The organism is Streptomyces sp. NBC_00028, from assembly GCF_045041065.1.
In the GTDB taxonomy this organism is placed as follows: Bacteria; Actinomycetota; Actinomycetes; order Streptomycetales; family Streptomycetaceae; genus Streptomyces.
Genome location: NZ_CP108293.1, coordinates 7,966,259 through 7,992,458, shown reverse-complemented (window position 1 = coordinate 7,992,458; position 26,200 = coordinate 7,966,259). Strand labels below are relative to the sequence as shown.

The following is a 26,200-nucleotide window of genomic DNA, read 5'->3' as shown; positions in this document are numbered from 1 at the left end:
GAACCCCATGACCGACGCTCTCTCCCGCGTCCGCGCCGCCTACGCCCGTATCGAGGCCGTGGACCGACCGGAGATCTGGATCGACCTGCGTCCGCAGGAGGAGGTCGAGGCCGAGGCCCGTGCCGTCGACGCCCGCGAGGGCCTCCCGCTGGCCGGGCGTCTGTTCGCGGCCAAGGGCAACATCGACGTGGCGGGCCTGCCGACGACCGCGGGCTGCCCGGCGTACGCCTACCGTCCCGAGGCCGACGCTCCCGTGGTCGCCCGCCTGCGGGCGGCCGGCGCGATCGTGCTGGGCACCACGAACCTGGACCAGTTCGCGACGGGCCTGGTGGGCACCCGCTCCCCGCACGGCGCCGTCCGGGGCGCCCACGATCCGTCCCGCATCAGCGGCGGCTCCAGCTCGGGCTCGGCGGTCGCGGTGGCCCTCGGCCTGGTCGACTTCGCCCTGGGCACCGACACGGCGGGCTCGGGCCGGGTACCGGCCGCTTTCAACGGCATCGTCGGCCTCAAACCCACCCGGGGCCTGGTCCCGACGACCGGAGTGGTCCCGGCCTGCGCCTCCCTGGACTGCGTGACGGTCTTCGCCCGCACCCTCCCGGAGGCGGAGCAGGCCCTGTCCCACATGACGACGGCCACCCCGCCCCCCGTCCCCGGCCGGCCACCCGGCCCCTGGCGGATAGCGGTCCCGTCCCTCGACCAGCTGGGCGAACTGGACGAGGGCTGGGCGGAGGCCTACGAGGCGGCGGTGGCGCAGCTGGCCTCCACGGGCGTCGAGATCCAACCCCTCGACCTGACCCCGTTCACGGAGGCGGCCGCGATGCTCTACGAAGGCGCGTTCGTGGCCGAGCGCTACACAGCGGTGGGGAGCTTTGTCGACAAGTTGCTCGCGGAGGGTGGCGAGGGCCTGGACCCGACCGTCGCCGGCATCATCACCCGGGCCCGCGACATCCCGGCCCACCAGCTCTACGCCGACCTGGACCGCCTGTCCGCCCTGCGCACCCGAGCCCTGGCGGAACTCTCGGACGCGGACGCCCTGTTGCTCCCCACGACCCCGGGTCACCCCACCCTGGCCGAAGTAGCCGCCGATCCCCTCGCCGCCAACGCCCGCCTGGGCCGCTTCACCAACTCGACGAACCTCTTCGACCTGGCCGCGGTGGCGGCACCGGCGGGCGAGGTGAACGGCCTCCCGTTCGGCGTGATGCTGATCGGCCCGGCGTTCACCGACGAACGCCTGGCCAGGATCGCGGCCCTGCTCCAGCCGCGGACCCAACTGGCGGTGGTGGGCGCCCACTTGTCCGGCCAGCCCCTGAACCCCCAGCTCCTGTCCCTGGGCGCCCGCTTGGAGCGTACGACCACAACGGCCCCGGTCTACCGCCTGCACGCCTTGCGGACGATCCCACCGAAGCCGGGCCTGGTACACGTAGGCGAGGAAGGAGCGCCGATAGAGACAGAGATCTGGCACCTCCCGGCAGAGGGCCTGGGCCGCCTCCTGTCCACGCTCCCCCGCCCGATGACCCTGGGCAGCGTGGAACTGGCGGACGGCAGCCGGGTCCCAGGCTTCCTGTGCGAACCGAGCGCCCTACGGGATGCCGAGGACATCACGGCGCACGGCAGCTGGCGGAACTATCTGAAGCGCACGGACAGATGACGAACCTCAGGGGCGCGGGGAACTGCGCGACCAGCCACAACTCACCCGCACCCGCCCCTGAACCCGTCACCCCACCGACGAGTAGGCCACAACCCCCCGCAGCAACAGATCCACAGCCTTACGCGCAGTCTTCGCCACAGTGGACCCCTCCCGAGAAGGAGCCGCAGCAGAAATCTGCCCCAGCACATCGATCACCTGCTTGCACCACCGCACAAAGTCCCCGGCAGGCATCTCAGCCTCCCGCAGCACCTCGTCCAGCCCCTTCCCACTGGCCCACATGTACGCGGCCCAGGCGAACCCGAGATCCGGCTCACGCTGCCCGACCCCCTCGGACTGCGTGATCCGGAAGTCCTCCTCAAGGGCGTCAAGACGCCCCCAGATCCGCACCATCTCCCCGAGCGCGGCCTTCGCCGCACCCGTCGGCACCTTCGGCGCCATCGCGTCGTCACCGACCCGCGCCTCGTACACCAACGCAGAGACGCACGCGGCCAGCTCCGCAGGAGCAAGCCCCTCCCAGACCCCCGCCCGCAAGCACTCGCTGGCCAGCAGATCGAGCTCACCGTAGAGCCGCGCGAGCCTCTTGCCGTGCTCGGTGACCTCGTCGGCCCGCAGATAGTCCAGCTCGGTCAGCAGCGCGACGATCCGGTCGAAGGTCCGCGCGATGGTGTTCGTCCGGCCCTCGATGCGCCGCTCCAACTGTGAGGTGTCCCGCAGCAGCCGGTGGTACCGCTCGGCCCAGCGCGCATGGTCCTCCCGCTCGTCGCACCCGTGGCAGGGGTGCGCCCGGATCTCCGTCCGCAGCCGCGCGATCTCACGGTCGTCGGCGGCCTGCGACCGCTTCTTGCGGGCCCGCTCCGGCGGAATGTGCCCGGCCTTGGTGCGCAGCGCGGACGCCAGGTCCCGACGGGACTGCGGCGAGCGCGGGTTGAAGGACTTCGGGATCCGCATCCGGTCCAACGCCTCGACGGGGACCGGGAAGTCCATCGACGCCAGCCGCTTGACCTGCCGTTCGGCGGTCAGCACCAGCGGCCGGGGCCCGTCATGCTGCTCGAACCCGCGATGCCCGTTGGACCGTCCGGCGGGCAGCCCCGGGTCCAACACCAGCGCCAGCCCGGCGTACTTGCCGGTCGGCACATGGATGACATCGCCCGGCTTGAGCTTCTCCAGCGCCGTCGCGGCTTCCGCACGCCGCTGGTTGGCGCCCTGGCGGGCCAACTCGGTCTCGCGGTCCTTCAGTTCCCGCCGCAGCCGCGCGTACTCGTCGAAGTCGCCGAGGTGGCAGGTCATGGACTCCTTGTAGCCCTCGAGACCCTCCTCGTTGCGCTGCACCTGCCGCGAGATACCGACGACGGACTTGTCGGCCTGGAACTGCGCGAACGACGTCTCCAGCAGCTCGCGCGACCGGTGCCGCCCGAACTGCTCGACCAGGTTGACCGCCATGTTGTACGACGGCTTGAAGCTCGACCGCAGCGGATACGTGCGCGTGCCCGCCAGGCCGGCCAGGTGCTCGGGGCTGCTGCCGCGCTGCCACAGCACCACGGCATGGCCCTCGACGTCGATGCCGCGCCGCCCCGCACGCCCCGTCAGCTGGGTGTACTCGCCGGGTGTGATGTCGGCGTGCTGCTCGCCGTTCCACTTGACGAGCTTCTCCAGCACCACGGAGCGGGCGGGCATGTTGATGCCGAGCGCGAGGGTCTCCGTCGCGAACACGGCCTTGACCAGGCCGCGTACGAACAGTTCCTCGACGACCTCCTTGAACGTCGGCAGCATGCCCGCGTGGTGGGCCGCGATGCCGCGCTCCAGGCCTTCCAGCCACTCGTAGTACCCGAGGACGTGCAGATCCTCGGTCGGGATGGAGGCGGTGCGCTCCTCGACCAGCGCGCGCACCCTGCCCCGCGCCTCGTCGTCGTTGAGCCGCAGCCCGGCGTACAGACACTGCTGTACGGCCGCCTCGCAGGCGGCTCGGCTGAAGATGAACGTGATGGCGGGCAGCAGCCCTTCGGCGTCGAGCCGCTCGATGACCTCGGGACGGCTCGGGGTCCACACCCGCGAGCGCTGTCGGCGCTCCCGCTCCCGGTCGGCCTCGCGCATCGCCCTGCCGCGTCTGCGGTCCTGGTAGGAGGGCCGCTGGGCCTCCATCCTGGCCAGCCGCGTGAGGTCAGGGTTGACGGCCTTCTTCTGGCCCTCGCCCTCCTCGAACAGGTCGTACATCCGCCGCCCGGCGAGCACGTGCTGGAACAGCGGCACGGGCCGGTGCTCGGAGACGATCACCTCGGTGTCGCCGCGGACGGTGTCGAGCCAGTCGCCGAACTCCTCGGCGTTGGACACGGTCGCCGACAGCGAGACGAGCGTGACCGACTCGGGGAGGTGGATGATCACCTCTTCCCATACGGCACCACGGAAGCGGTCGGAGAGGTAGTGCACCTCGTCCATGACCACGTACCCGAGTCCGAGGAGGGTCTGCGAGCCCGCGTACAGCATGTTCCGCAGCACCTCGGTGGTCATCACGACCACCGGCGCCTCGGAGTTGACGCTGTTGTCGCCGGTGAGCAGACCGACCTTGTCGGCGCCGTAACGGCGGCACAGGTCGGCGTACTTCTGGTTCGACAGCGCCTTGATGGGTGTCGTGTAGAAGCACTTCTTGCCCTGTTGCAGGGCGAGGTGGACGGCGAACTCGCCGACGATCGTCTTGCCTGAGCCGGTGGGGGCGGCCACCAGCACGCCCTTCCCCGCCTCGAGCGCCTGGCAGGCCTCGATCTGGAAGGGGTCGAGGCCGAAGTCGTACATCTCGCGGAAGCCCGCGAGTGCGGTGGCCTGCTCGGCAGCCCGCAGGCGGGCAGCCGCGTACCGCTCGGCCGGTGAGAGGTCCTCTGTCATCGTGCTTTCGAGCGTACCGGGCCTCACTGACAACAGGACGATCATTATCCGGATCCGGCCCGCTGAAACCTTGTCTTTACGCAGCTCACAGGCCTACGACGCGCACGGCACCGCCGATACAGCGCGCGAGCAGCGGAAGCGCCCCGAGCGGCTCCCCGTCCGCGTACCCGGTGATGCCGGGCGCGCTGATCTCGACCTTCGCCGCCCGGTACACGCTGACCTTGGGATGGTCGACGTGGGTGCCCTTGTAGACGCTCGGGAAGACCCGCAGCAGCGTCGCGCGCGTGCAGTCCCCGACGACGGTGACGTCGAACAGGCCGTCGGTGAGGTCGGCGCCGGGGCAGATGCGCATGCCGCCGCCGTACGACGATCCGTTGCCGATCGCGACCAGGGTGGCGTCGATCTCCCGGACCTCGCCGTCGTCGAGGCGGACGCGGTACGGGAAGGGGCGGAACGCGGCCAGTTCGGCGAGCATCGCCAGGTCGTACTTGAAGCGGCCGGTGGGCCATCTCATGCGGTTGCCGCGGTCGTTGACGCGGGAGTCGAAGCCGGAGGCGAGGACGGTGCCGAACCAGCGGCCGTCGACCTGGCCGAGGTCGATGTCGCGCAGGTGGCCGCCCTTGAGGTCCTCGGCGATCCGCAGGCCCGCCGCGGCGGGGTCGCGCACCGGCAGGCCCAGGGCGCGGGCGAGGTCGTTGCCGGTGCCGACGGCGACCAGGCCGAGCGGGGTGCGGGTGCCGGCGACGGCCTGGAGGGCGAGGTTGGCCATGCCGTCGCCGCCGACGGCGATCAGGGCGCCGGTGCCGTCGGCGACGGCGGCACGCGCGCGGGTGAGGGCGTCCTCGGCGTTCTCCCCGAGGACCGTACGCACGTGGAAGCCGGCCGCCCGCAACGCGGAAGCGGCCGGCTGCGCCGCGTGGGCGCCCCGGCCGCGGCCCGCGGTGGGGTTGACGAAGAGGGTGATCTCGCTGGTCACGTCACTGACCCTACGAGCCGCTTCGCGATCTTCAGGTCACGTCGTCATAACCGTTGACCCGGTCCGGACCCGACGACTGCTCGGGCACCCCCCGGCTCGCGGAGACCGTCTCGACCTCGCCGATGTCCTCGGGGGTGAGATCCAGGTCGGAGGCCTCGTCGTCGGCGGGACCGAGGGAGTCGCGGCGACGCCGACGCTTGTCGTTGACCAGGGAGAACAACGTCGCACCGAAGTACAGCACCCAGATCGGCCCGGCCAGCGCGAGCATGCTCAGCGGGTCCGTGCTCGGCGTCGCGACGGCGGCGAACACGGTGATACCCATGATCATCCCGCGCCACCAGCCGAGCATCCGCTTGCCGGTGATCATCCCCGTGAGGTTCAGGAAGACCAGGAGCAGGGGCAGCTCGAAGGAGAGACCGAAGACGATCACCATGCGGGTGACGAGCTGGAGCAGATCGTCGAGCGGCAGCTGGTTGTCGATGCTGCCGTTGGGGGTGAAGTCGATCAGCACCTTCGCGGTGGTGGGGAGCACCGAGTACGCGAAGTAGGCGCCGCCGATGAACAGCGGGGCACCGGTGAAGACGAAGGCGTAGGCGTACTTCTTCTCGTGCCGGTGCAGACCCGGGGCGACGAACGCCCAGAGCTGGTACAGCCAGATCGGCGAGGCGATCACGATACCGGCCATCAACGAGACCTGAAGGGCCAGGTTGAAGGGCGCGAGCAGACCGTTGATGGTGATCCGGGCGCACTTCTCGGCGGCTTCGTCGGAAGACCCCGACCTGGCGAGTTCCGCAAAACTCTGCGAGCAGCCGATCGAGTCGAGGATCGGCTTCGTCAGGAAGTTGATGATGTCGTTGTAGAAGAAGGCGGCGACGATCGTGACGACGACGATGGCCAGCAGGGCCTTCGCAAGCCGGTTGCGGAGCTCACGAAGGTGATCCGCAAGGGGCATCCGCCCCTCGGGATCCTTCTCCTCTTTGCGGGCAGACTTCAGCAACCCACGTTCCCATCTCGTGCGGCGGGCCGGAGGTCACCGGCCCTGCGTCAGCGCTTGGTCGTGTCCGTCGGCTCGGTGACCGGGCGGGAGCTGGTCACGTCACCGGGAGACGCCTGGATGATGCGCTGCGCCGAAGCCTGCTGGTCGTCCGTGTGGGGCGGGTCGGCCGGGGCGGGGGTGGTCTTGCCCTCGTCCTTCATCGCCTTCGCCTCGCTCTTGAGGATGCGGGCGGACTTGCCGAGCGAGCGCGCCATGTCGGGAAGCTTCTTCGCGCCGAACAGCAGGATGATGACGACGAGGATGAGAATGATCTCGGGGGCGCCGAGCCTTCCGAACATAAGTCTTTACCTTCTCACCGAGGCGGCTGGGGTGGGGTGCTGTCCGACCGGTCGGACAGGTGTCCGAACGATCGTGTTGTCAGCGATCGTAACGCTCAGGGGTAAACGTGAGGCAATCCCCGTGCGTACTCCCGGTCCGCGGTCCGGGCCTCGTTCTCCGGTCCGCGACCAGCAGCGTACCTGCCCATGCCATCCGGGTGACAGGGCGAAGTGACCCAAAACGCTTGCGGCGCAGGACTCACATGCGCTGCACAGCAGGTCTCACAGCGCGTCCACAGAGCGGGCCGTGCTCTCGGCGGCCTGTTCGAGGTCCGCGGCGGCCCGGCTGATGCGCTGCGCGGAGTCCGTCACCTGCCGTCCAAGACGCTGCGCCTCCAGGAAGACCCGTACGGCGAGCACGCCGAGCACGGCGATCCCCAGGAAGCCCACAGCGACGGCGAACATCGACCAGAACATGGAGTCGACCCTAGAGGGTGGAGTGCAGGCGCAGTGTCCTGACCCCGCCGCCGGTGAGCAGCTCCACGATCCGCTCCCCGGCCGGCTTGCGCACGGAGACCCCGCAGTCCGGGCAGGTGAACGAGTAGAACGTGGTCTTGCTGGTGGCACCGATGGCCAGCCGCAGAGCGCTCGCGGCGAGCTCGAAGCGCCCCCGGCAGTCCGGGCAGCCGGCCCGGAACACCATCGGGGAGACGCTCCTCATCCCCGAGAAGGCAGCCGCCACGGACATCCCCACCGCACCGGGGGCAGCCGTACCAGAGATGACCGCACCAGTGGTCGCCGTACCGGAGGTAGCCGACTCGCTCAAAGCCCCTGCTCCTGCCTGTCGTCCTGGCCATCGACCCGTACGTCGACCTGCACCTCGACCCCGTCGTACGCCGCCAGCGCCTCCCGGGCCGCCTGCCGGGCACTGTCGGCAAGCCCGCTCGGTGAGACGATGCGGCCGTCCCGGCCGAGCCTCAGCGCCAGCCGGCGCAGGGAGGCCGGGTCGGGGGTGCGCAGGGTGATACGCAGACCGCCGTCCGAAAGCTCATCCGCACTGTCGTGCGGGTAGTACTCGGCGACCCAGCGACCGCCCGGGCCCACCTCGACGACGACCTCCGGGTCCTCGGCGGCCGGCTGCACCAGCGCCTCGGAGAGGTCCCGCAGCTCGATCTCGGGCGGCGCGGACGGCTCGTCGAGGATCCTGATCTCGGCGACCCGGTCGAGCCGGAAGGTGCGGCGCGCCTCGGAACGCCGGCACCAGGCCTCGACGTAGGTGTGACCGACGCTGACCAGGCGGATCGGGTCGATCTCGCGCTCGCTGAGCTCGTCGCGGGCGGGCGAGTAGTAGCGGATCCACAGCCGGCGCCGCTCGGAGATCGCGCGGTCGACGTCGGCGAAGACCCCGCCCTCCGACTCGAAGGTCACCGACAGCCGGGAGCTCGCCCCCGCCTGCTCACCGGCGGCGGCCTCCACCTTGGCGGTGGCCCGCAGCAGCGCCTGCCGGTCGCCCTCGCGCAGACCGGGCAGCGTGGACACCGCGCGGGCGGCGACGAGCAGCGCGGTGGCCTCGTCGGCGGCGAGCCTGAGCGGTTCGGCGGTCTCCTCACCGAGCGCGGCCGGGTTGTGCCACCAGATGCGCTCACCGTCGGTGTCGATGTCGAGGAGATCACCACCACGGAAGCTGGTGCCGCACATGGGCAGCACGTCGAGGTCCGAGACCAGCTCGTCCTCGGTGATCCCGAAGGCACGGGCCACGTCCTCGACGCGGGCGCCGGGCCGCTCCTTGAGATAGGTCACCAGCGACAGCATCCGCCGGGTCTGGTCGATGGCGTTGACGGGCCTGACCGGTTTGCCTGCCACAGTTGTTTCCCGCTCCCCCTCAGCCCTTGGCCACGGCACGCAGCCGGTCCACCACGTCGGCCCGCAGCTCGGCCGGCTCCAGAACGACCACGTCAGGACCGAACTCCACCAGCCAGGCGTCCAGGCCGTGGCCGTACGGAATCTCCAACTCGTCCCAGCCGCCCCCGAGTTCCCGCACCGCGGTGGCCTTCGCCCGCAGCGGATAACCGGCGTCCGTGCGCAGCCGGATCAGCGCGCTGCGGTCGGCGGTCTCCCCCGCCCAGCTCGCGACGGTCTCCCGGACGGTGACGACATCGGGCACCGGCGCGGTGAAGCTGCTGCCGCGCGAGCGCACCTTGCCGGTGATCCGCGACAGCCGGAAGACCCGCTCGGCACCCCGGTCGCGGTCCCAGCCCGCCAGATACCAGTGCCCGCGCCAGCACTCCAGGGCCCACGGCTCCACATGCCGGGTCTCCGGGTGGGCGGCGGTGGCCTTGCGGTAGTCGAAGACGACCGGGCGCCGGTCGCGGCAGGCCAGCATCAGCGGCTCGAACGCGGCCTCGTGCACCGGGATACGGGGCTCCAGGGCGCCGTGCGCCTCGTACGGGTCGACGTCCTCCGGCAGTCCGGCCGCGCGCAGCTTCTGCAGGGCGCCACTGGCCGCGCCCGCCAGGCGCGCCTGCTGCCACACCTTGGCGGCCAGCCCCAGGGCCGCGGCCTCCTCGGCGTCGAGCGTGATGGGCGGCAGCCGGTTGCTGTCCCGGCGGGCGAGATAGCCGACCTCGCCGTCCAGGTTCTCCACGGTCTCGATGACGAGTCCGAGTTCGCGCAGATCGTCCTTGTCGCGCTCGAACATCCGGTTGAAGCTGTCATCGGAACTTGCTTCGAGGTAGGCCTCGATGGACTCACGCAGCTCACGCTTGCTGAGCGGCCTGCGCGTCCCCAGCAGACACAGCGCCAGGTTCATCAGCCGCTCGGCCTTGGCAATGGCCATCGACGCCCTTCGCCTCCCTATGTGCTTGACGACGACGACCGTACCGCCCCGCGGTGGCGAGGCAAAAGCCGAGGGCCCATGCCCGGACAGGCATGGGCCCCAGCCGATCGAGACCGATCGTGTGACGATCACACGTCAGACAGGACGATCAGACGGCGATCAGGTCGACCACGAAGATCAGCGTCTCGCCCGGCTTGATCGCCGGGGTCGGGCTCTGGTTGCCGTAGGCGAGGTGCGCGGGGATGGTCAGCTGGCGACGGCCACCGACCTTCATGCCCTGCACGCCCTGGTCCCAGCCCTTGATGACCCGGCCGCCACCGAGCGGGAACTTGAACGGCGTACCGCGGTTCCAGCTGGCGTCGAACTCCTCGCCGGTGCTGAAGGCGACACCCACGTAGTGCACGGTCACGTTCTGACCGGCCTGCGCGACCTCGCCGTCACCCTCCCAGATGTCCTTGATCTCGAGGTCCGCCGGGGGCTCGCCGCCCGGGAAGTCGATCTCGGGCTTGTCGATGCTCACGTCACTAGCTCCTGCTTGTTCACGGAAAGGCAACAGGGACAGTCTTACACCCTGGCAGGGCTCACATCTTCGCGAGGATGTCCACGGTGAAGACCAGCGTCGAGTCCTTCGAGATGCCGCTGCCGCTCGGCGGGTTGTCGCCGTAGCCCAGGTCCGGCGGGATCACGATGAGGACGCGGCTGCCGACCTTCTTGCCGGTCAGCCCCTGCGCCCAGCCCTTGACGACCTGCTGCAACGAGAACGACGTCAGCGCCTTGCGGCTGTACGTCGAGTCGAACTCCTTGCCGGTGTCCCACAGCACACCCTTGTACTGGACGAGGACGGTGTTCTCCGCCTTGACCTCGTCACCGTCACCCTCGATCACGTACTCCGCGACCAGCTTCTTCGGCGCGTCGGCCTTGGGCACGTCGATGGTCGGCGCCTTGCCGTCGGTGTTGGTGCCCACCTTCGGCAGGCCGGCGTCCTGGGCGACCGTCTTGCCCTTGGCCGAGCTCTTCGCGTTGAACGTGCCCTCGATGTCGACGACGAAGACCAGCGTGTCGGTGCCCTTGATGCCCGCCGACGAGTTGCCCTCCTTGCCGTACCCCCACGTGGGCGCGGTGGACAGCAGCACCCGGCTGCCCACCTTCTTGCCCGCCAGGGCGTAACGCCAGCTGTCGATGATCGCGCTCTGCGCGAGCTGGATCACCAGCGGCGTCTTACGGTCGTAGGAGTTGTCGAAGACCTTCGCCGTGTCCCAGATCTGACCCAGGTAGTTCGCCTGGATGAAGTCGTTCTCCGCGACCGTCTGGCCGTTGCCCGCGATCACCGTCTTCACCGCGACCTGGTCGGACGGGTCACCGCTGCCCTTGGCGACCGTGGGCTTCTCGCCGAACTTGGTCCCCGCCGTGATCGCCGGAAGCGGACCGTCGACGATCTTCGGCGCCGGCGCGGCGGACGTCGCCGACGCCGACGGGGAAGGGCTGTCGCTCGCCTTGGACTCGCTCGCCCCCTCGTCGTCGTTGCACGCCGCGAGCGTGGCCATTCCTGCGGGTACGGCAATGAGAAGTGAGCGTCGGCGCACGGTGGAGGCCTCGTAATCGATCGATCTTGTTGATGGCGTGCGCGCAACTCTACGGCGTGAGAAGGGCGCCGTACGGAAAACGTACGGCGCCCGTGTTGCGTTCCGGCAATCCGACCGGAACACCCGACTCACATACCGGCGATCAGCTTCTCCACCCGATCGTCCACCGAACGGAACGGGTCCTTGCACAACACCGTGCGCTGCGCCTGGTCGTTCAGCTTGAGATGGACCCAGTCGACCGTGAAGTCCCGGCGCTGCTCCTGGGCCCGGCGGATGAAGTCACCGCGAAGACGGGCCCGAGTGGTCTGCGGGGGCACGGACTTGCCCTCGAAGATCTTCAAGTCGTTGCAGATACGGGCCGCTTGCCCCTTCCGCTCCAGAAGGTAGTACAGCCCACGACGGCGGTGGATGTCGTGATACGCGAGGTCTATCTGCGCGACCCGCGGATGCGACATGGTCATGTTGTGCTTGGCCCGGTACCGCTCGATGAGCTTGTACTTCATCACCCAGTCGATCTCGGTGCCGATCCGGTCGAGGTCCTCGGCCTCGATCGCGTCCAGCGTGCGGCCCCACAGCTCCAGGACCTGCTCCACGGTGCCGGTGCGGATGCCCCGGCGCTCACAGAAGTCCACGGCCTTCTCGTAGTACTCGCGCTGCACCTCCAGCGCGGAGGCCTCCCGGCCGCTGGCCAGACGCACCTTGCGCCGGCCGGTGATGTCATGGCTGACCTCGCGGATCGCCCGGATCGGGTTCTCCAGCGTCAGATCACGCATCACGGTGCCCGCCTCGATCATGCGCAGCACCAAGTCGGTCGCGCCGACCTTCAGCAGCATGGTCGTCTCGGACATGTTCGAATCGCCCACGATGACGTGGAGACGACGGTAACGCTCGGCGTCCGCGTGCGGTTCGTCACGCGTGTTGATGATCGGGCGCGAGCGGGTCGTCGCCGAGGAGACGCCCTCCCAGATGTGCTCCGCCCGCTGGCTCACGCAGTAGACCGCGCCCCGCGGCGTCTGGAGCACCTTGCCGGCACCACACAGAAGCTGTCGCGTGACGAGGAACGGAATGAGGATGTCCGCGAGCCGGGAGAACTCCCCGTGACGTGCGACGAGATAGTTCTCGTGGCAGCCGTAGGAGTTACCAGCCGAGTCGGTGTTGTTCTTGAAGAGGTAGACGTCGCCCGCGATTCCTTCCTCGTGCAGGCGTCGTTCGGCGTCCACCAGGAGTCCTTCGAGAATGCGCTCGCCTGCTTTGTCGTGCGTGACCAGTTCCGTCACGTTGTCACATTCGGGAGTCGCGTATTCCGGATGTGACCCGACATCGAGATAGAGGCGGGCGCCGTTTCGCAGAAAGACGTTACTGCTGCGGCCCCATGACACGACACGGCGGAAGAGGTACCGCGCCACCTCGTCGGGAGACAGGCGGCGCTGTCCCCTGAACGTACATGTGACGCCGTACTCGTTCTCCAGCCCGAAAATGCGGCGGTCCATGAGTGAACATTACGCCCGATCCCCTGTGCTGAAACGGGGTTCGGCAGCACGGTTTGGATCATTTTCCGATGAAGCCGCAACCACCGCCCCCCTGCCGGGAGCTGCGAGGACCCGTCCGGTGGCCAGCAGAACCAGCAACGACACGCCCCCGGCGGCCCCCGGCACGGCGAAACCCCACAAGGCCCCGCCCCGCTCCACGACCGGCCCCGCGAGGCCCGTTCCGACCGATGAACCCACCGTGAACGTCGTCACGAGCCAGGAGAACGCCTCGGTGACCGTACCGCGCGGCGCGTGCCGGTCGACGAGCACGAACGCACACGCGATGGCAGGCGCCAGGAACAGCCCGGCGAGCACCGTCAGCAGCACCATGGGAACCGGGCCGGGCAACAGCATCAACGGCACCTGACACGCCGCCAGAAGAGCGACCAGCACCTGGAGTCGACGCGCCGGCTCACCAGTCCACCGCCGCGCCCCGTACACCGTGCCGCCGATCAGGGCACCCAGCCCCAGGCCCGCCATCATCCAGCCGTACACCGCGTCACCGCCGTGCTCGTCCGCGTACGACACGGAGGTGACCGCGACCGAACCGAGCGCGCCGCCCACGAACAGGAAGGCCGCCAGCAGCGCCAGCAGCCCCGGCGAGCGCAACGCGCCCAGCCAGTGCGCCTCCCGCGGCGCCGACCGCCACGCGCGCGAGGGCGGCGACACGACCACGGAGAGCGCGCCCAGCACCCCGAGGACGTTCAGCACCAGCAACGCCGCCTGCGCCGACCACAGCGACGCGCACACCGTCAGCAGCAACGGCCCCACGGTGAACATGACTTCCTGGGCCACCGCGTCCATGGCGTAGGCGGTGTGCACCTGGTCCTCCTTGGGGAGAACCGACGACCACAGCGCCCGCAGACCGCCCTCCAGGGGCGGGGTGAACAGACCGGCGGCGGCCACGGCGGCGTAGGAGAGCGCGAGCGGCTCGGTCCCGGTGAACGCGAACACGGTCATCGCCAGCGCCGACAGGACCGCGGCCGGCAGTTGCACCCGCGGCTGCCCGTACAGGTCGACCAGCCGCCCCAGCACCGGCTGGCCCACGGCGTTCGCGACGCCGTACACCGCCGCCAGGGCGCCCGCGAGGCTGTAGCTGCCCCCCTCGGCGCGGATGAACAGCACGATCGCGATCGCCGCGATGGCGTTGGGCAGCCGCCCCACGAGCGTGCCGACGAGCAGCCGCGTCGCATGCCTCGCCCTGAGGATCTCCCCGTAGCCCGCGGCCATGATCCACCCTTCCCGTCGGCGACAGCACCGAAGTGTTACGTATAACGTCCGTCGTCATACGTACCATGTGCGCTGTTCCCCAGTCCAGACGAAAGAGCAGGCACCCGGTGGCACGAGGAGGCAGCACCCGCCCCACCAGCCGTGACGTGGCCCAGGCCGCCGGAGTCTCCCAGGCCGCGGTCTCCCTCGTCCTCGGCGACAAATGGCGCGGCCGGGTCTCCGAGACCACCGCGCAACGCGTCCGCGAAGCCGCCCGCGACCTCGGCTACCGCCCCAACCTCGCCGCCCGCAACCTCCGCCTCGGCCGCACCCGCACCGTCCTCCTGGTCGTCCCCGCCCTCACCACCGAGTTCTTCGCCGGCGTCTACACCGGCGCCGCCCGCGTCGCCGCCACCCACGGCTTCGGCGTCGTCCTCTACCCCTCCCCCGAAGGCGTCGGCCCCGCCAAGAACCCCTTCGCCTCCGCCCAGGCCGCCCTCGACGGCGTCCTCGCCTCCTCCATGGCCGCCGACGCCCTCACCGCCATCCGCGGCGACCAACTCCCCCTCGTCATGCTCGACAGCGACCCCGAAGGCAGCCTCGGCGCCGCCACCGTGAACCTCGACATCACCGACGGCACCCGCCAGGTCGCCGACCACCTCCTCGGCCTCGGCCACCGCCACTTCCTGCACCTTGCCGCCGACATCCCGTCCTGGACCTTCGAGGTACGCGCACGCGCCCTCGCCGAACGACTCGACGCCGTACCCGGAACATCCCTGCGCACAGCCCCCACCCCGATGTCCATCGAAGGCGCCCTGACGGCCACGGAAACAGCCCTCGCGGCCCCCGGCCCCCGGCCCACCGCCCTCGTCTGCGACGACGACAAACTCGCCGCCGGCGCCTACAAAGCCCTGCGCCGCCACGGCCTGCGCATCCCCGAGGACATCTCCGTCACCGGCGTCGACGACATCGCCCTCGCCGCCGCCCTCGACCCCGAACTGACGACCGTACGACTGGACGCCGAACTCTTCGGGGAACGCGGCATGCAAGCCCTCCTGGCCGTCCTGGACGGCCGCACACCGGACGCAGGGGACATCCCGGTCGAACTCGTCGTCCGAGCCTCCACAGCCCCACCCAGCACCCCCTGAACGCCCTGTGCCCCGGCCGGGAGACCCGGGCCGGGGCACAGAAGGGGAAACACTCAGAACAACCGAAGCCGATCCTCAAGAGAAGCCGATCCTCGAGACCGGCCCCCTACTCCTCCTCGGAGCTCTCCGCCTCGGTCTCCGCACCATCGGTCTCCAGCAACCGCGCCAGCTGACGACCCACGATCCGCTTGAACTTCCGCTGCTGCGGACGCGTACGGTCCAGCACCGCGACCTCCAGCCGCTCCGCCGGAATCTCCCGCTCCGTGCCGTTCGTATCCCGCGACAGCGCCTGCACCGCCAGCTTCAACGCCTCGGCCAGACTCATACCGTCCTGATGACGCTGATCCAGATAGCTGCTGATCTGCTCCGCATTGCCACCGACCGCGACCGAACCATGCTCGTCCACGATCGAACCGTCATGCGGCAGCCGATAGATCTGGTCACCCTCAGGCGTGTCACCGACCTCCGCCACGACCAACTCCACCTCGTACGGCTTCTCAGCCGCGGAGGAGAAGATCGTGCCCAACGTCTGCGCGTACACGTTCGCCAGACCACGCGCCGTCACGTCATCACGGTCATACGTGTACCCACGAAGATCGGCATACCGCACACCGCCGATCCGCAGGTTCTCGTACTCGTTGTACTTACCGGCGGCCGCGAAACCGATCCGGTCATAGATCTCGCTGAACTTGTGCAGCGCACGGGACGGGTTCTCACCGACGAACACAATGCCGTCGGCATACTGCAGCACAACCAGGCTGCGACCACGCGCGATGCCCTTACGGGCATACTCCGCCCGGTCGGCCATCGCCTGCTGGGGGGAGACATAGAACGGCGTCGACACCGGTTATCCGTCCCTTTCTGTAGAAGTCACTGCGATCACCCGGACAAGAACAGAACGCCCCGCGCCTACAGCAGCGCGGCCCGCGGGCCGTCCGGCTGCTCCAGACGCCGCTCCAGGATCGAACGGGCGATCTCGGACGACTCCTCATCGGTCAGCCGACGGAAACCGTCCTCGGTGATCACGGTGACGATCGGATAGATCCGGCGAGCGACATCGGGACCACCGGTCGCCGAGTCGTCGTCAGCCGCGTCGTACAGAGCCTGCACCACGAGCGTGGTCGCCTGCTCCTCGCTCAGATCCTCACGGAACAGCTTCTTCATCGCACCGCGCGCGAAGATCGAGCCCGAACCGGTCGCAGCGTAGTTCTGCTCCTCGGAACGACCACCCGTGACGTCGTACGAGAAGATCCGACCCCGCTCCCGGTCGACGTCATAGCCCGCGAAGAGCGGCACGACGGCCAGCCCCTGCATCGCCATACCAAGGTTGGACCGAATCATGGTCGACAGCCGATTGGCCTTGCCCTCCAGCGACAGCTGAGCACCCTCGACCTTCTCGAAGTGCTCCAGCTCCAACTGGAAGAGCTTCACCATCTCGACAGCGAGGCCGGCGGTGCCGGCGATACCGACGGCCGAGTACTCGTCCGCCGGGAACACCTTCTCGATGTCCCGCTGCGCGATGACATTCCCCATCGTCGCCCGACGGTCACCCGCGAGCACGACGCCCCCGGGGAACGTCACAGCCACGATCGTCGTCCCGTGCGGCGCCTCGATCACGCCCTGCACAGGCGGGAGTTGACGCTTACCGGGCAGCAGCTCCGGCTGGTGCTCGGAGAGGAAGTCCATGAAGGACGAGGACCCAGGCGTCAGGAAGGCAGCTGGTAGACGCCCGGTGATACGAGTGTTGGCTTCCACGCGATTCCTTCCAAGTAAGCGGCGGCCCGACGGACGGCGTCGGGATCGTCTCCCAACTTGCCGATGGCCGAATTGCAGTTGAAGCACAGTACGCCTCGGACCCTACCCGTCTTGTGGCAATGATCCACATGCACGGCCGGAGCCTTCAGACAGATCACACAGAGCCCCATCTGAGAGGCGACCATCTCGTCACGCTCGGCTTCGGTCATGCCGTACTGACGCTTCAGGTGGTCCTGTCTTCCCTGGACCGCCCGGCACGCCTTGCAGCGTGTCGACAGGCCGTCGGACGCTGTTGCGTTGCGATGCCACTCGCTGTGCGGCTTGACCTCGCCACATGTCCGACAGAGCTTGTGCCCGGCCGGGACTTCCACGTGCTCTCGAACCGCCTTGCCCATGGCTTCCCGGCGCCGCCGGTAGTGCGCGGCGCTGTACTCCGCCACGCACTCCCGGCAGTGCACCTGAAGGCCATCAAGCCGATTCCTGTCCCGCGCAAATGCAGCAAGCGGCAGATCTCGCTGGCACTTTCTGCACTGCTTCGCGTTCGACTCGTCAGCCACCCTACTCCCCCACCACCTTCACTTCGAAGGCAAGGAGGCCAAACGACCTTTACTCTCCACCTTTTTGCACGAATGAGCGCACGAAGTCCTCGGCATTTTCCTCGAGTACGTCATCGATCTCATCGAGAACGGAGTCCACGTCATCGCTCAGCTTCTCGTGGCGCTCCTTGAGGTCTTCCGAGCCCTGCGCTTCCGCAGTCTGCTCCTCGGCCTCTTCCGTGGAGCGCGTCGCCTTCTGCTGGCCGCCGCCGGTGTCCTTGGTTGCCATAACCCTCACCCCGCTCGTTTCGCCCGACATGGTCGCCAGGTCGGCTATCCGCCGATCGGTGATGATCAGACCCTACAAGCCGGGTCTGACATCGGCCCCGCAGTTTCCTCAACGTGCGGGAGCCATCTCGATGATTCCCGGACAGGGGGATTTCCACCCTGCCCGGCCGACACTGCCCGGGTACCCGCTCAGCCGCCCGACAGGACCCTGACCAGGTCTTCCGCCGTGCGACAGCGGTCCAGGAGCTCCTTGACGTGATTTCGCGTTCCGCGTAGTGGTTCGAGGGTTGGGACCCGCTGGAGGGAGTCCCGGCCCGGGAGGTCGAAGATGACCGAGTCCCAGGAGGCCGCGGCGACGTCGTCGGCGTACTGCTCCAGGCAGCGGCCGCGGAAGTAGGCGCGGGTGTCCTCCGGGGGCTTGGTACGGGCGCGCTCGACGTCGGCCTCGTCCAGGAGCCGCTTCATGCGGCCGCGGGCCGCGAGGCGGTTGTAGAGGCCCTTCTCGGCGCGTACGTCGGCGTACTGGAGGTCCAGGAGGTGGAGCTTCGCCGCGTCCCAGTCCAAGCCGTCCCGGCGGCGGTAGCCCTCCATGAGCTCCCGCTTGGCGACCCAGTCGAGTTCGCCCGCGAGGCTCATGGGGTCGTTCTCGAGTCGGTTGAGAGTGTCTTCCCAGCGGGCGAGGACGTCCTTGGTCTGTTCGTCGGCGTCGGCACCGAAGCGCTCCTCCACGTATTTGCGGGAGAGCTCGAAGTACTCCATCTGGAGTTGGACCGCGGTGAGTGTCCGGCCGCTGCGGAGGGTGACCAGCCGTTGCAGGGTCGGGTCGTGGGAGACCTGGTGGAGGGTGCGGACGGGCTGGTCCACGGCCAGGTCCACGGCGATGAAGCCGTCTTCGATCATGGAGAGGACGAGGGCGGTCGTGCCGAGTTTCAGGTAGGTCGAGATCTCCGACAGGTTCGCGTCGCCGATGATCACGTGCAGGCGGCGGTACTTCTCGGCGTCGGCGTGCGGCTCGTCGCGGGTGTTGATGATCGGGCGCTTGAGGGTGGTCTCCAGGCCTACCTCGACCTCGAAGTAGTCGGCGCGCTGGCTGATCTGGAAGCCGTGTTCGTGGCCGTCCTGGCCGATGCCGACGCGGCCGGCGCCGGTGACGACCTGGCGGGAGACGAAGAAGGGGGTGAGGTGGCGCACGATGTCGGAGAAGGGGGTTTCCCGCTTCATCAGGTAGTTCTCGTGCGTGCCGTAGCTGGCGCCCTTGTTGTCGGTGTTGTTCTTGTAGAGGTGGATCGGCTGGGCGCCGGGGAGCTGGGCGGCGCGTTCGGCGGCCTCGGCCATGATGCGTTCGCCGGCCTTGTCCCAGAGGACGGCGTCGCGGGGGTTGGTGACTTCGGGGGCGCTGTATTCGGGGTGTGCGTGGTCGACGTAGAGGCGCGCGCCGTTGGTGAGGATGACGTTGGCGAGGCCGATGTCCTCGTCGGTGAGCTGGCTGGAGTCGGCGGCCTCGCGGGCGAGGTCGAAGCCTCGCGCGTCCCGTAGCGGGTTCTCCTCCTCGAAGTCCCAGCGGGCCCGGCGGGCCCGGTGCATCGCCGCCGCGTAGGCGTTGACGATCTGGGACGAGGTGAGCATGGCATTGGCGTTGGGGTGGCCGGGGACGGAGATCCCGTACTCCGTCTCGATGCCCATTACTCGCCGTACGGTCATGCGGCCCTCCTTGCCCGGCGGCGCCCTCGGTCGGGGGCGGCGCTCAAGTACCGCTGGCGCTCCGGTGCGTGTGCGGTGCCCGTCCCCGCACTGCGCGACTCGGCGGTACCGAAGAGCCTAGAACGGCTTTGCGCTGGTGGGGAGATCATTTGCGTCATTGCCTTGCATGCTCTTGGTGGGACGGTGTCCTGAAAAACAGTCGGCTGCGGGTACCCGGTGAGGGCACCCGCAGCCGCCCTGTTTTTTACAGGTACTGTCCGGTGTTCGCCACCGTGTCGATGGAGCGTCCGGTGTCGGCGCCCTGCTTTCCGGTGATGAGGGTACGGATGTAGACGATCCGTTCGCCCTTCTTTCCGGAGATGCGGGCCCAGTCGTCGGGGTTGGTGGTGTTGGGGAGGTCCTCGTTCTCCTTGAACTCGTCCACGCATGCCTGGAGGAGGTGGGAGACGCGGAGGCCCTTTGAGTTGTGGTCGAGGAAGTCCTTGATCGCCATCTTCTTGGCGCGGCCCACGATGTTCTCGATCATGGCGCCGGAGTTGAAGTCCTTGAAGTAGAGGACTTCCTTGTCGCCGTTGGCGTAGGTGACTTCCAGGAAGCGGTTTTCCTCGGATTCGGCGTACATGTGCTCGACGGCCGTCTGGATCATGCTTTCGACGGTGGTCGTCCTGCTGCCGCCGTGCTCTCCGAGGTCGTCGGAGTGGAGCGGGAGGCGTTCGGTGAGGTACTTGCCGAAGATGTCCTTGGCGGCCTCGGCGTCGGGACGTTCGATCTTGATCTTCACGTCCAGGCGGCCGGGGCGCAGGATGGCGGGGTCGATCATGTCCTCGCGGTTGGAGGCGCCGATGACGACCACGTTCTGCAGGCCTTCCACGCCGTCGATCTCGGCGAGGAGCTGGGGGACGATGGTGTTCTCCACGTCCGAGCTGACGCCGGATCCGCGGGTGCGGAAGAGGGATTCCATCTCGTCGAAGAAGACGATGACGGGGGTGCCTTCGGAGGCCTTCTCGCGTGCACGCTGGAAGACGAGGCGGATCTGTCGCTCGGTCTCGCCGACGTACTTGTTGAGGAGTTCGGGGCCCTTGATGTTGAGGAAGAAGCTCTTGCCCTGGGCCTGTCCGGTGACCTCGGCGACCTTTTTGGCCAGCGAGTTGGCGACGGCCTTGGCGATGAGTGTCTTGCCGCATCCGGGGGGTCCGTAGAGCAGGACGCCCTTGGGTGGGCGGAGTTCGTGCTCCTTGAACAGGTCCGGGTAGAGGTACGGCAGTTCGACCGCGTCGCGGATGGCTTCGATCTGGCCGCCGAGGCCGCCGATCTGTTCGTAGCCGATGTCGGGGACTTCTTCGAGGACGAGTTCTTCGACCTCGCTCTTCGGAACGACTTCGTAGACGTAGCCGGAACGGGGTTCGAGCAGCAGGGCATCGCCGGGGCGGATGGTGATGTCCAGCAGTGGCTCGGCGAGCCGCACCACCCGCTCCTCGTCGGTGTGCCCCTGTACAAGGGCGCGTTCGCCGTCCTCGAGGATCTCCTTGAGGGTGACGATGTCGCCGACGCTCTCGAACTCCATGGCCTCGACCACGTTGAGCGCTTCGTTGAGCATCAGTTCCTGGCCGCGCCGGAGCTCTTCGAGGTCGACGCTGGGGCTGACGTTCACCCGGAGTTTGCGTCCTCCGGTGAAGATGTCGGCGGTGCCGTCCTCGTTGGCCTGAAGGAACACTCCGAAGCCGGCCGGGGGCTGTGCGAGCCGGTCGACTTCTTCCTTGAGGGCCACGATCTGGTCGCGGGCCTCGCGGAGCGTGTTCGCGAGTCGCTCGTTCTGGGCGGACACGCCGGCCAGATTGGTCTGCAACTCGACGATCCGCTCTTCGAGAATCCTCGTGTGCCGCGGAGAGTCGGCGAGCTTGCGTCGCAGGACGGCGATCTCCTGCTCAAGGTAGGCAATCTGCCCGGCCGGGTCGTCGGACCCTCGTCCCGGGCGGATGCCGCGGTTCATGTCGTCGTCGTGGGCTGCCACGGTCCTCACCTCCTCCAAGGGGAGCTGGACGCTTCCAGACCCTACCTGGGTGGGTGTCGATTGAAACCCCTAGATCACAAACAGTGTCAAGGTGTGTCGTCGGTCACCCTGCGCTCTCCCTCACGCCGTCTGAATACCCAGTCAACGCCATTCAGAAGCGGACTGTTCCAAGGCGGGAGTGCTCGAAATGTTCCATGGGCGGCGCGAGTTGCTCGCAGCGCCGCCGGTCGGGGCGCTGCGGCTCCGGCGGATCGGGCCTTCGGCGGCCACTCTGCGGGGGCGTGTCGTGGGTCGGGTGGTAGCGAGGTGGTGATGACGGAGCGTGTGCGGGCGGGTGGGGTGCGTCACGGCGGCTCGGGTCCGTGGGGGGCCGGGGTGGGCCGTCGGGGCTGTGGCACGGGGGGCGCACAGGTGTGGGCCGGGGGCTCGTCCGACCGGTGTGCGAGTGAGGTTCGAGGTGCTTGCGAAGGGTGCTCGACGGCTCTTCCAGGCGGCCTCCTGGGGCCCAGGCTCCTCGACGGGGGTCTGTCAGTCGGCGGAGGTAGGGTCGGGGGTGTTGAGCACTGGAGGTGGCGAAAGACGTGAGCGTGCAGCAGGAGGCCGTGGTGGACGGTGAGGCTCTGGAGGTCTGGATCGACCAGGATCTCTGTACCGGCGACGGCATCTGTGTCCAGTACGCGCCCGAGGTGTTCGAGCTGGACATCGACGGTCTGGCGTATGTGAAGGGCGCGGGCGACGAGCTGCTTCAGGCCGAGGGCGCGACGACGCCGGTCCCGCTGCCGCTGCTGACGGATGTGGTGGACTCGGCCAAGGAGTGTCCGGGCGAGTGCATCCATGTGCGCCGGGTGTCGGACCGGGTCGAGGTGTACGGGCCCGACGCGGGGTGATCTGAGCCGGCGGGCGCGGGCGTCAGACGCTCTGTGCGCCGGCGGGAGTGGAGCGGACGAACGCGCCGTTCTTCCACTGCCACTTCACACTGGCCTTCACGTCCGGGCAGCAACTGGGTACGGAGTCCGAGGAGTAGCCGAGTGTGTCGGCGAGGACGGTCGCGTCGGAGACGGTGAGGGTCTTGACGGTGGTGCGGTCCTTGGGGTCGATCAGGGTGGCCACGACGCGGGGGGTCTTGGTGTCGGCGGCCTGGGTGAGGACGTAGACGCCGTCGGGCGGGGTGCCCATGGGGGCGTCGCAGTGGACGACGGCCACGGTCTCCGGTCGGCCGTCGCCGTCGAGGTCGCCGGTGGCCTTCTTCACCACGAGGGCTTTGACCGGGCCGCAGTCGATCGGGAAGTCGACGCGGGCGGCGTTCGGGGCGGTGGCGCTCGCGGGGGCTTTCTGGGCCTGCGGGCCGGCGGCCTGTGCGGCGGTGGCCGGGTTCGGCTGGAGCACCGAGGAGAGGGCCACGACGCCTGCTACGGCCGTGGCGGTGGCGACCCAGTGGATGGGGCGGGTGTGCGTGTGAGCGAGTTCCGGAACCGCGGATTGCTGCACTAGGGGTGACTCCCGAGAGGGCTGTGGCGGTGGGGGTGTCCCGCATGGTGCCACACGTCACAGGGGAGCGGAACGGCGGGGTCGGTGCTTGTCGGTCCGAGGTCTCGGGGTCGCGGTGTCGGCAACGAAAAGGCGCCGGGGCCGAGTTCCGGAGCTGGTGTCGGGAACTCGGCCGCGGCGCGGTTGCGTTGTACGCGGCACGGGGCCGCCTCAGCGGCCGGAGCCTCCGTCGGCGTTGGGGCCGGCGTAGTCCTCGCCGTAGGCGCCCTTGGCGGGGCGGCGGCGGCGCATGGGGGGCTCGACGCCGTCCGCGAGGCGGCGGGCGGTGAGGAGGAAGCCGGTGTGGCCGATCATCCGGTGGTCCGGGCGGACGGCGAGGCCCTCGATGTGCCAGTTGCGGATCATCGACTCCCAGGCGGTCGGCTCGTTGAAGGAGCCGATCTCGCGGATGGACTCGACGGTCCGGGCGAGCTGGGTGGTGGTGGCGACGTAGCAGCACAGGATGCCGCCGGGGACGAGTGCCTTGGAGACGGCCTCCAGGCATTCCCAGGGGGCGAGCATGTCGAGGATGACGCGGTCGACGTCGGTGTCGGACAGGTTGTCCTGGAGGTCGCCGACGGTGAGCTGCCAGGCGGGGTGCGGGCCGCCGAAGTAGCGCTCGACGTTCTGCTGGGCGATCTCGGCGAAGTCCTCGCGGCGCTCGTAGGAGTGCAGCATGCCCTGGTCGCCGATGGCGCGCAGCAGGAAGCTGCTGAGCGAGCCGGAGCCCACGCCGGCTTCGACGACGCGTGCGCCGGGGAAGATGTCGGCGAAGGCGAGGATCTGTCCCGCGTCCTTCGGGTAGACGACGGCAGCGCCGCGGGGCATGGACAGGACGTAGTCGGGGAGCAGGGGGCGCAGCGCGAGGTAGGCGACGTTCCCGGTGGTGCGGACAACGCTGCCCTCGGGAGCACCGATCAGTTCGTCGTGCGGGAAGGAACCCTTGTGGGTGTGGAAGTTCTTCCCGGCCTCGAGCGTGAACGTGTAGTGGCGGCCCTTGGGGTCGGTCAGCTGAACCTGGTCCCCGACCTTGAAAGGCCCGCGCCTGCGGGCGGCACCGGTCGGTTCGGACATGTGAACAGCCTACCGGGGTTTGTGGAGGCCGCCGACCACCTAGGACCTGTCCGGCGGATCATGCCGCAGACGCGGGGGCTGGCACGCCGGCCTGCGGCGTTGTCGTCGGTTGACGACGCTCCGCGTCGCCGCCCTCCTCCGCCTTGCAGTCCAACGCGCCAGCCCCCGCTCACCTGCGTCGATGAGGCGCCGCGGCTTTCCTGCGACTTGATCCGCCGGACAGGCCCTAGGAGGGGCGGGCCATGGCCTTGACGAAGGCGCGCTCGACGTCGGCAGCGGACAGGACGCCGTAGATCTCGCCGGTGTCCTCGATGACGAGGTATTCGGTGGCGGGGGTGGCGCGCAGGGTGTCGAGGAGGTCTTCGCCGGCGAGTTCCGCGGAGACGCGCATGCCGTCGGTGAGGTCCTGGGCGAGGCCGCTGACGGCGACCCAGGGGCGGCGGTGTTCGGGTACGCCGACGATGGCGGCCTCGCGGACGAGGGAGAGGGGTTCGCCGTCGGCGTCGACGACGACGAGGGCGCGGGCGCCGGCTTCGTTGGCGCGGCGCAGGGCCTCGGAGAGGGGGGTGTCGGTCTCGACGGGGACGGCGCGGCGGGTGAGGTTGCGGGCGCGGAGTTCGGGGAGGTGTTCGCGCAGGCGGCCCAGGCGGAGGCTGTTGCCGGCGCCGGTCCAGATGATCGCGGCGAGGATGGCGGCGAGCAGGGCGTCCATGACGGTGTCCATGCCGACGTTGTCCTCGGCGTTGGAGCCGAGGGCTCCGGACTGGGTGAGCAGCGGGAGGCCGATGAGGACGGAGACGGCGAGGGCGCGGCCGACCCAGGCGGCGGCGATGGTGCCGCTCATGGGCTTGCCGGTGATCTTCCAGACGACGGCGCGGAGCATGCGGCCACCGTCCAGGGGCAGGCCGGGCAGGAGGTTGAAGGCGGCCACGATGAGGTTGGAGATCATCAGGCCGGCGAGCAGGACGCCGGGGACCGTGCCGGGTTCGACGGGCTGGAGGGCGACGTAGAAGACGCCGGCGAGGACGAGGGAGAGCAGCGGGCCGACGAAGGCCAGTACGAATTCCCTGCCGGGGGTCTCGGCCTCCTTCTCGATCTCGGAGACGCCGCCGAAGAACTGGAGCTGGATGCGGCGTACGGGCAGCTTGAAGCGGAGGGCGGCGACCGTGTGGGCCAGTTCGTGGATGAGGACCGAGGCGTAGAAGGCGACGGCGAAGAAGAGGGAGACGAGGTAGCGGGCGGCGCCGAGTTCGGGCAGGACGCGGTCGAGTTGCCCGCCGAACACCCAGGTGATGAGCGCGGCCACGAGGAACCAGCTGGGCGCGACGTACACGGGTACGCCGAAGGGGCGTCCCATGAGGATGCCGCCCCCGGGATCGCGTGGGCGCCGCGGCGGGCGTCCCTTGGTGGTGCCGGAGTGCGCGAGGGTGCGGTGGTCCTGGGGGGTGGGGTTGTTCGGGGCCGGGTGGGCGTCGGCGGCAGTGGGGGGCGTGGACGCCGTGGGGGGTGCGGGCGGGGGCGTGTCGGTCGTGCCGTCGGCCGCGGGGTCTTGCGTCGTCTTGTCCTGCCGGTGCGCCTCGGCGTCCGGGGTGCTCTCCCGGGCGGCACGGTCCGAGGTGGGCTCGGCCGTGGCACGGGGCGGGGCGGTGGGGGTGCCGGTCGGAGAAGCCGGAGTTTCCGTGCCCCCGGTCGGCAAGGGAGCCGTCCCCTCGTTCGGCGAGGCGTCCGCGCGCCCGGTCCGCGAGGTGTTCGTGCTCTCGCTCGGCGAGGCCTCTGTCGGCGTCGGAGGGGCCGGGGAGGCGGTGGTGTCCGGGACGGTGGTCGGGTCGTCGGGCTGCGGCGTTCCGGTCTTCGAGGGTGTCTCGTCCGCTGTCCCGGTGTCGGCGTCGGTGTCCGTCGCGTCCGCGGGGGGTTGCTCGGGTGCGGGCGGTGGAGGGGATGCGGGGTCGGCGGCCGGGGCCGTAGGGCCTGCGTGCTGGGTCGGCTCGTCGTTGCCGGACCGCGGCTGCCCGCTCCCGCCGCTCTCGTCCACGGTGTCCCCTCGTTCGAAGCGTCTTCCGCGCCTGCCGGCGGAAGGGTCTCGTGGTCGATGGTATGCGGCGGTCGTGGCGCGTTCCGCCCCGGCACCCCCTGTGTTTCCGTGGCTGTCGTGCGCGGGCGCGGCCGCGAGTGGGTCACTGTCAGTGGT

General features: G+C 69.3%; 24 protein-coding genes. 3 read left to right on the top strand and 21 right to left on the bottom strand.

Annotation, left to right across the window (positions count from 1 at the left end):
- Positions 1 to 7: 7 nt before the first annotated feature.
- A complete protein-coding gene (atzF, locus tag OG885_RS36025; protein ID WP_405738884.1) occupies positions 8 to 1,648 on the top strand; it encodes an allophanate hydrolase in 1,641 nt (546 codons plus the stop codon).
- A gap of 66 nt (positions 1,649 to 1,714) precedes the next feature.
- Here the strand turns inward: atzF and OG885_RS36020 are convergent, their stop codons facing one another.
- From OG885_RS36020 to OG885_RS35965, 12 genes are all read right to left on the bottom strand, one after another.
- Positions 1,715 to 4,570, bottom strand: a complete 2,856-nt coding sequence (locus tag OG885_RS36020) for a DEAD/DEAH box helicase (protein WP_405738881.1) — start codon at positions 4,568 to 4,570, stop codon at positions 1,715 to 1,717.
- 40 nt (positions 4,571 to 4,610) lie between these two features.
- Positions 4,611 to 5,501 (bottom strand): diacylglycerol kinase, encoded by an 891-nt coding sequence (locus OG885_RS36015; RefSeq protein ID WP_405738878.1) that lies wholly within the window; start codon positions 5,499 to 5,501, stop codon positions 4,611 to 4,613.
- Positions 5,502 to 5,532: 31 nt separating this feature from the next.
- Positions 5,533 to 6,498: a twin-arginine translocase subunit TatC gene (tatC, locus tag OG885_RS36010; protein WP_405738875.1), complete on the bottom strand. Its 966-nt coding sequence runs from the start codon at positions 6,496 to 6,498 to the stop codon at positions 5,533 to 5,535.
- A 47-nt stretch (positions 6,499 to 6,545) separates the two neighbouring features.
- Positions 6,546 to 6,836: a Sec-independent protein translocase subunit TatA gene (tatA, locus tag OG885_RS36005; protein WP_329341106.1), complete on the bottom strand. Its 291-nt coding sequence runs from the start codon at positions 6,834 to 6,836 to the stop codon at positions 6,546 to 6,548.
- 261 nt (positions 6,837 to 7,097) lie between these two features.
- Positions 7,098 to 7,292, bottom strand: a complete 195-nt coding sequence (locus tag OG885_RS36000; RefSeq protein WP_399957901.1) for a hypothetical protein — start codon at positions 7,290 to 7,292, stop codon at positions 7,098 to 7,100.
- A gap of 10 nt (positions 7,293 to 7,302) precedes the next feature.
- Positions 7,303 to 7,563 (bottom strand): hypothetical protein, encoded by a 261-nt coding sequence (locus OG885_RS35995; protein WP_399958567.1) that lies wholly within the window; start codon positions 7,561 to 7,563, stop codon positions 7,303 to 7,305.
- A gap of 74 nt (positions 7,564 to 7,637) precedes the next feature.
- Positions 7,638 to 8,678, bottom strand: a complete 1,041-nt coding sequence (locus OG885_RS35990; RefSeq protein ID WP_399957898.1) for a helix-turn-helix transcriptional regulator — start codon at positions 8,676 to 8,678, stop codon at positions 7,638 to 7,640.
- 19 nt (positions 8,679 to 8,697) lie between these two features.
- The gene (locus tag OG885_RS35985; RefSeq protein ID WP_405738870.1) at positions 8,698 to 9,651 is read right to left on the bottom strand and encodes a helix-turn-helix transcriptional regulator; all 954 of its coding nucleotides are present in this window, start codon (positions 9,649 to 9,651) and stop codon (positions 8,698 to 8,700) included.
- A 148-nt stretch (positions 9,652 to 9,799) separates the two neighbouring features.
- On the bottom strand, positions 9,800 to 10,171 hold the full coding sequence (locus OG885_RS35980) for an FKBP-type peptidyl-prolyl cis-trans isomerase (RefSeq protein WP_079311559.1): 372 nt from the start codon (positions 10,169 to 10,171) through the stop codon (positions 9,800 to 9,802).
- Positions 10,172 to 10,232: 61 nt separating this feature from the next.
- Positions 10,233 to 11,234, bottom strand: a complete 1,002-nt coding sequence (locus tag OG885_RS35975; RefSeq protein WP_405738867.1) for an FKBP-type peptidyl-prolyl cis-trans isomerase — start codon at positions 11,232 to 11,234, stop codon at positions 10,233 to 10,235.
- A gap of 128 nt (positions 11,235 to 11,362) precedes the next feature.
- A complete protein-coding gene (gene pafA, locus OG885_RS35970; RefSeq protein WP_059196529.1) occupies positions 11,363 to 12,724 on the bottom strand; it encodes a Pup--protein ligase in 1,362 nt (453 codons plus the stop codon).
- 9 nt (positions 12,725 to 12,733) lie between these two features.
- Complete coding sequence (locus OG885_RS35965) at positions 12,734 to 13,993, bottom strand: MFS transporter (protein WP_405738865.1); 1,260 nt, start codon at positions 13,991 to 13,993, stop codon at positions 12,734 to 12,736.
- Between the two features lie 65 nt (positions 13,994 to 14,058).
- On the opposite strand from OG885_RS35965, the gene OG885_RS35960 reads away from it, so the two are divergent.
- The gene (locus tag OG885_RS35960; RefSeq protein ID WP_405738862.1) at positions 14,059 to 15,120 is read left to right on the top strand and encodes a LacI family DNA-binding transcriptional regulator; all 1,062 of its coding nucleotides are present in this window, start codon (positions 14,059 to 14,061) and stop codon (positions 15,118 to 15,120) included.
- 106 nt (positions 15,121 to 15,226) lie between these two features.
- On the opposite strand, the gene prcA is transcribed toward OG885_RS35960, so the two are convergent.
- From prcA to arc, 6 genes are all read right to left on the bottom strand, one after another.
- Entirely contained in the window at positions 15,227 to 15,964 is a 738-nt protein-coding gene (gene prcA / locus OG885_RS35955) for a proteasome subunit alpha (protein ID WP_329341091.1), read from the bottom strand.
- A gap of 65 nt (positions 15,965 to 16,029) precedes the next feature.
- Complete coding sequence (gene prcB / locus OG885_RS35950; protein ID WP_405738859.1) at positions 16,030 to 16,875, bottom strand: proteasome subunit beta; 846 nt, start codon at positions 16,873 to 16,875, stop codon at positions 16,030 to 16,032.
- On the bottom strand, positions 16,827 to 17,432 hold the full coding sequence (locus OG885_RS35945) for an endonuclease VII domain-containing protein (RefSeq protein WP_405738856.1): 606 nt from the start codon (positions 17,430 to 17,432) through the stop codon (positions 16,827 to 16,829). Before OG885_RS35945 ends, prcB begins: the two co-directional genes overlap by 49 nt.
- Positions 17,433 to 17,481: 49 nt before the next feature.
- The gene (locus tag OG885_RS35940) at positions 17,482 to 17,700 is read right to left on the bottom strand and encodes a ubiquitin-like protein Pup (protein WP_329341088.1); all 219 of its coding nucleotides are present in this window, start codon (positions 17,698 to 17,700) and stop codon (positions 17,482 to 17,484) included.
- 188 nt (positions 17,701 to 17,888) lie between these two features.
- On the bottom strand, positions 17,889 to 19,400 hold the full coding sequence (gene dop / locus OG885_RS35935; protein ID WP_399957877.1) for a depupylase/deamidase Dop: 1,512 nt from the start codon (positions 19,398 to 19,400) through the stop codon (positions 17,889 to 17,891).
- 244 nt (positions 19,401 to 19,644) lie between these two features.
- A complete protein-coding gene (gene arc, locus OG885_RS35930) occupies positions 19,645 to 21,411 on the bottom strand; it encodes a proteasome ATPase (protein WP_399957874.1) in 1,767 nt (588 codons plus the stop codon).
- Between the two features lie 581 nt (positions 21,412 to 21,992).
- Here arc and OG885_RS35925 point away from each other — a divergent pair.
- Positions 21,993 to 22,298: a ferredoxin gene (locus OG885_RS35925; protein WP_405738851.1), complete on the top strand. Its 306-nt coding sequence runs from the start codon at positions 21,993 to 21,995 to the stop codon at positions 22,296 to 22,298.
- Positions 22,299 to 22,320: 22 nt separating this feature from the next.
- On the opposite strand, the gene OG885_RS35920 is transcribed toward OG885_RS35925, so the two are convergent.
- The 3 genes from OG885_RS35920 to OG885_RS35910 form a co-directional block, all read right to left on the bottom strand.
- Entirely contained in the window at positions 22,321 to 22,899 is a 579-nt protein-coding gene (locus OG885_RS35920; protein WP_405738848.1) for a hypothetical protein, read from the bottom strand.
- A gap of 210 nt (positions 22,900 to 23,109) precedes the next feature.
- Positions 23,110 to 24,012 carry a tRNA (adenine-N1)-methyltransferase gene (locus tag OG885_RS35915; RefSeq protein WP_399957865.1) on the bottom strand — a complete coding sequence of 301 codons (903 nt, stop codon included), beginning with the start codon at positions 24,010 to 24,012 and terminating at the stop codon, positions 23,110 to 23,112.
- Between the two features lie 226 nt (positions 24,013 to 24,238).
- Positions 24,239 to 26,044, bottom strand: coding sequence for a site-2 protease family protein (locus tag OG885_RS35910; protein ID WP_405738845.1), 1,806 nt, complete (start codon positions 26,042 to 26,044; stop codon positions 24,239 to 24,241).
- Between the last annotated feature and the right edge of the window lie 156 nt (positions 26,045 to 26,200).

Coding starts and splice junctions, on each gene's coding strand:
- atzF (WP_405738884.1), top strand. CDS start 8: ATGACCGACGCTCTCTCCCGCGTCCGCGCCGCCTACGCCCGTATCGAG.
- OG885_RS35965 (WP_405738865.1), bottom strand. CDS start 13,993: ATGGCCGCGGGCTACGGGGAGATCCTCAGGGCGAGGCATGCGACGCGG.
- OG885_RS35940 (WP_329341088.1), bottom strand. CDS start 17,700: ATGGCAACCAAGGACACCGGCGGCGGCCAGCAGAAGGCGACGCGCTCC.
- OG885_RS35915 (WP_399957865.1), bottom strand. CDS start 24,012: ATGTCCGAACCGACCGGTGCCGCCCGCAGGCGCGGGCCTTTCAAGGTC.
- OG885_RS35985 (WP_405738870.1), bottom strand. CDS start 9,651: ATGGCCATTGCCAAGGCCGAGCGGCTGATGAACCTGGCGCTGTGTCTG.
- OG885_RS36020 (WP_405738881.1), bottom strand. CDS start 4,570: ATGATCGTCCTGTTGTCAGTGAGGCCCGGTACGCTCGAAAGCACGATG.
- tatA (WP_329341106.1), bottom strand. CDS start 6,836: ATGTTCGGAAGGCTCGGCGCCCCCGAGATCATTCTCATCCTCGTCGTC.
- OG885_RS35995 (WP_399958567.1), bottom strand. CDS start 7,563: ATGTCCGTGGCGGCTGCCTTCTCGGGGATGAGGAGCGTCTCCCCGATG.
- dop (WP_399957877.1), bottom strand. CDS start 19,400: ATGACCGTACGGCGAGTAATGGGCATCGAGACGGAGTACGGGATCTCC.
- OG885_RS35960 (WP_405738862.1), top strand. CDS start 14,059: ATGTGCGCTGTTCCCCAGTCCAGACGAAAGAGCAGGCACCCGGTGGCA.
- OG885_RS36000 (WP_399957901.1), bottom strand. CDS start 7,292: ATGTTCTGGTCGATGTTCGCCGTCGCTGTGGGCTTCCTGGGGATCGCC.
- pafA (WP_059196529.1), bottom strand. CDS start 12,724: ATGGACCGCCGCATTTTCGGGCTGGAGAACGAGTACGGCGTCACATGT.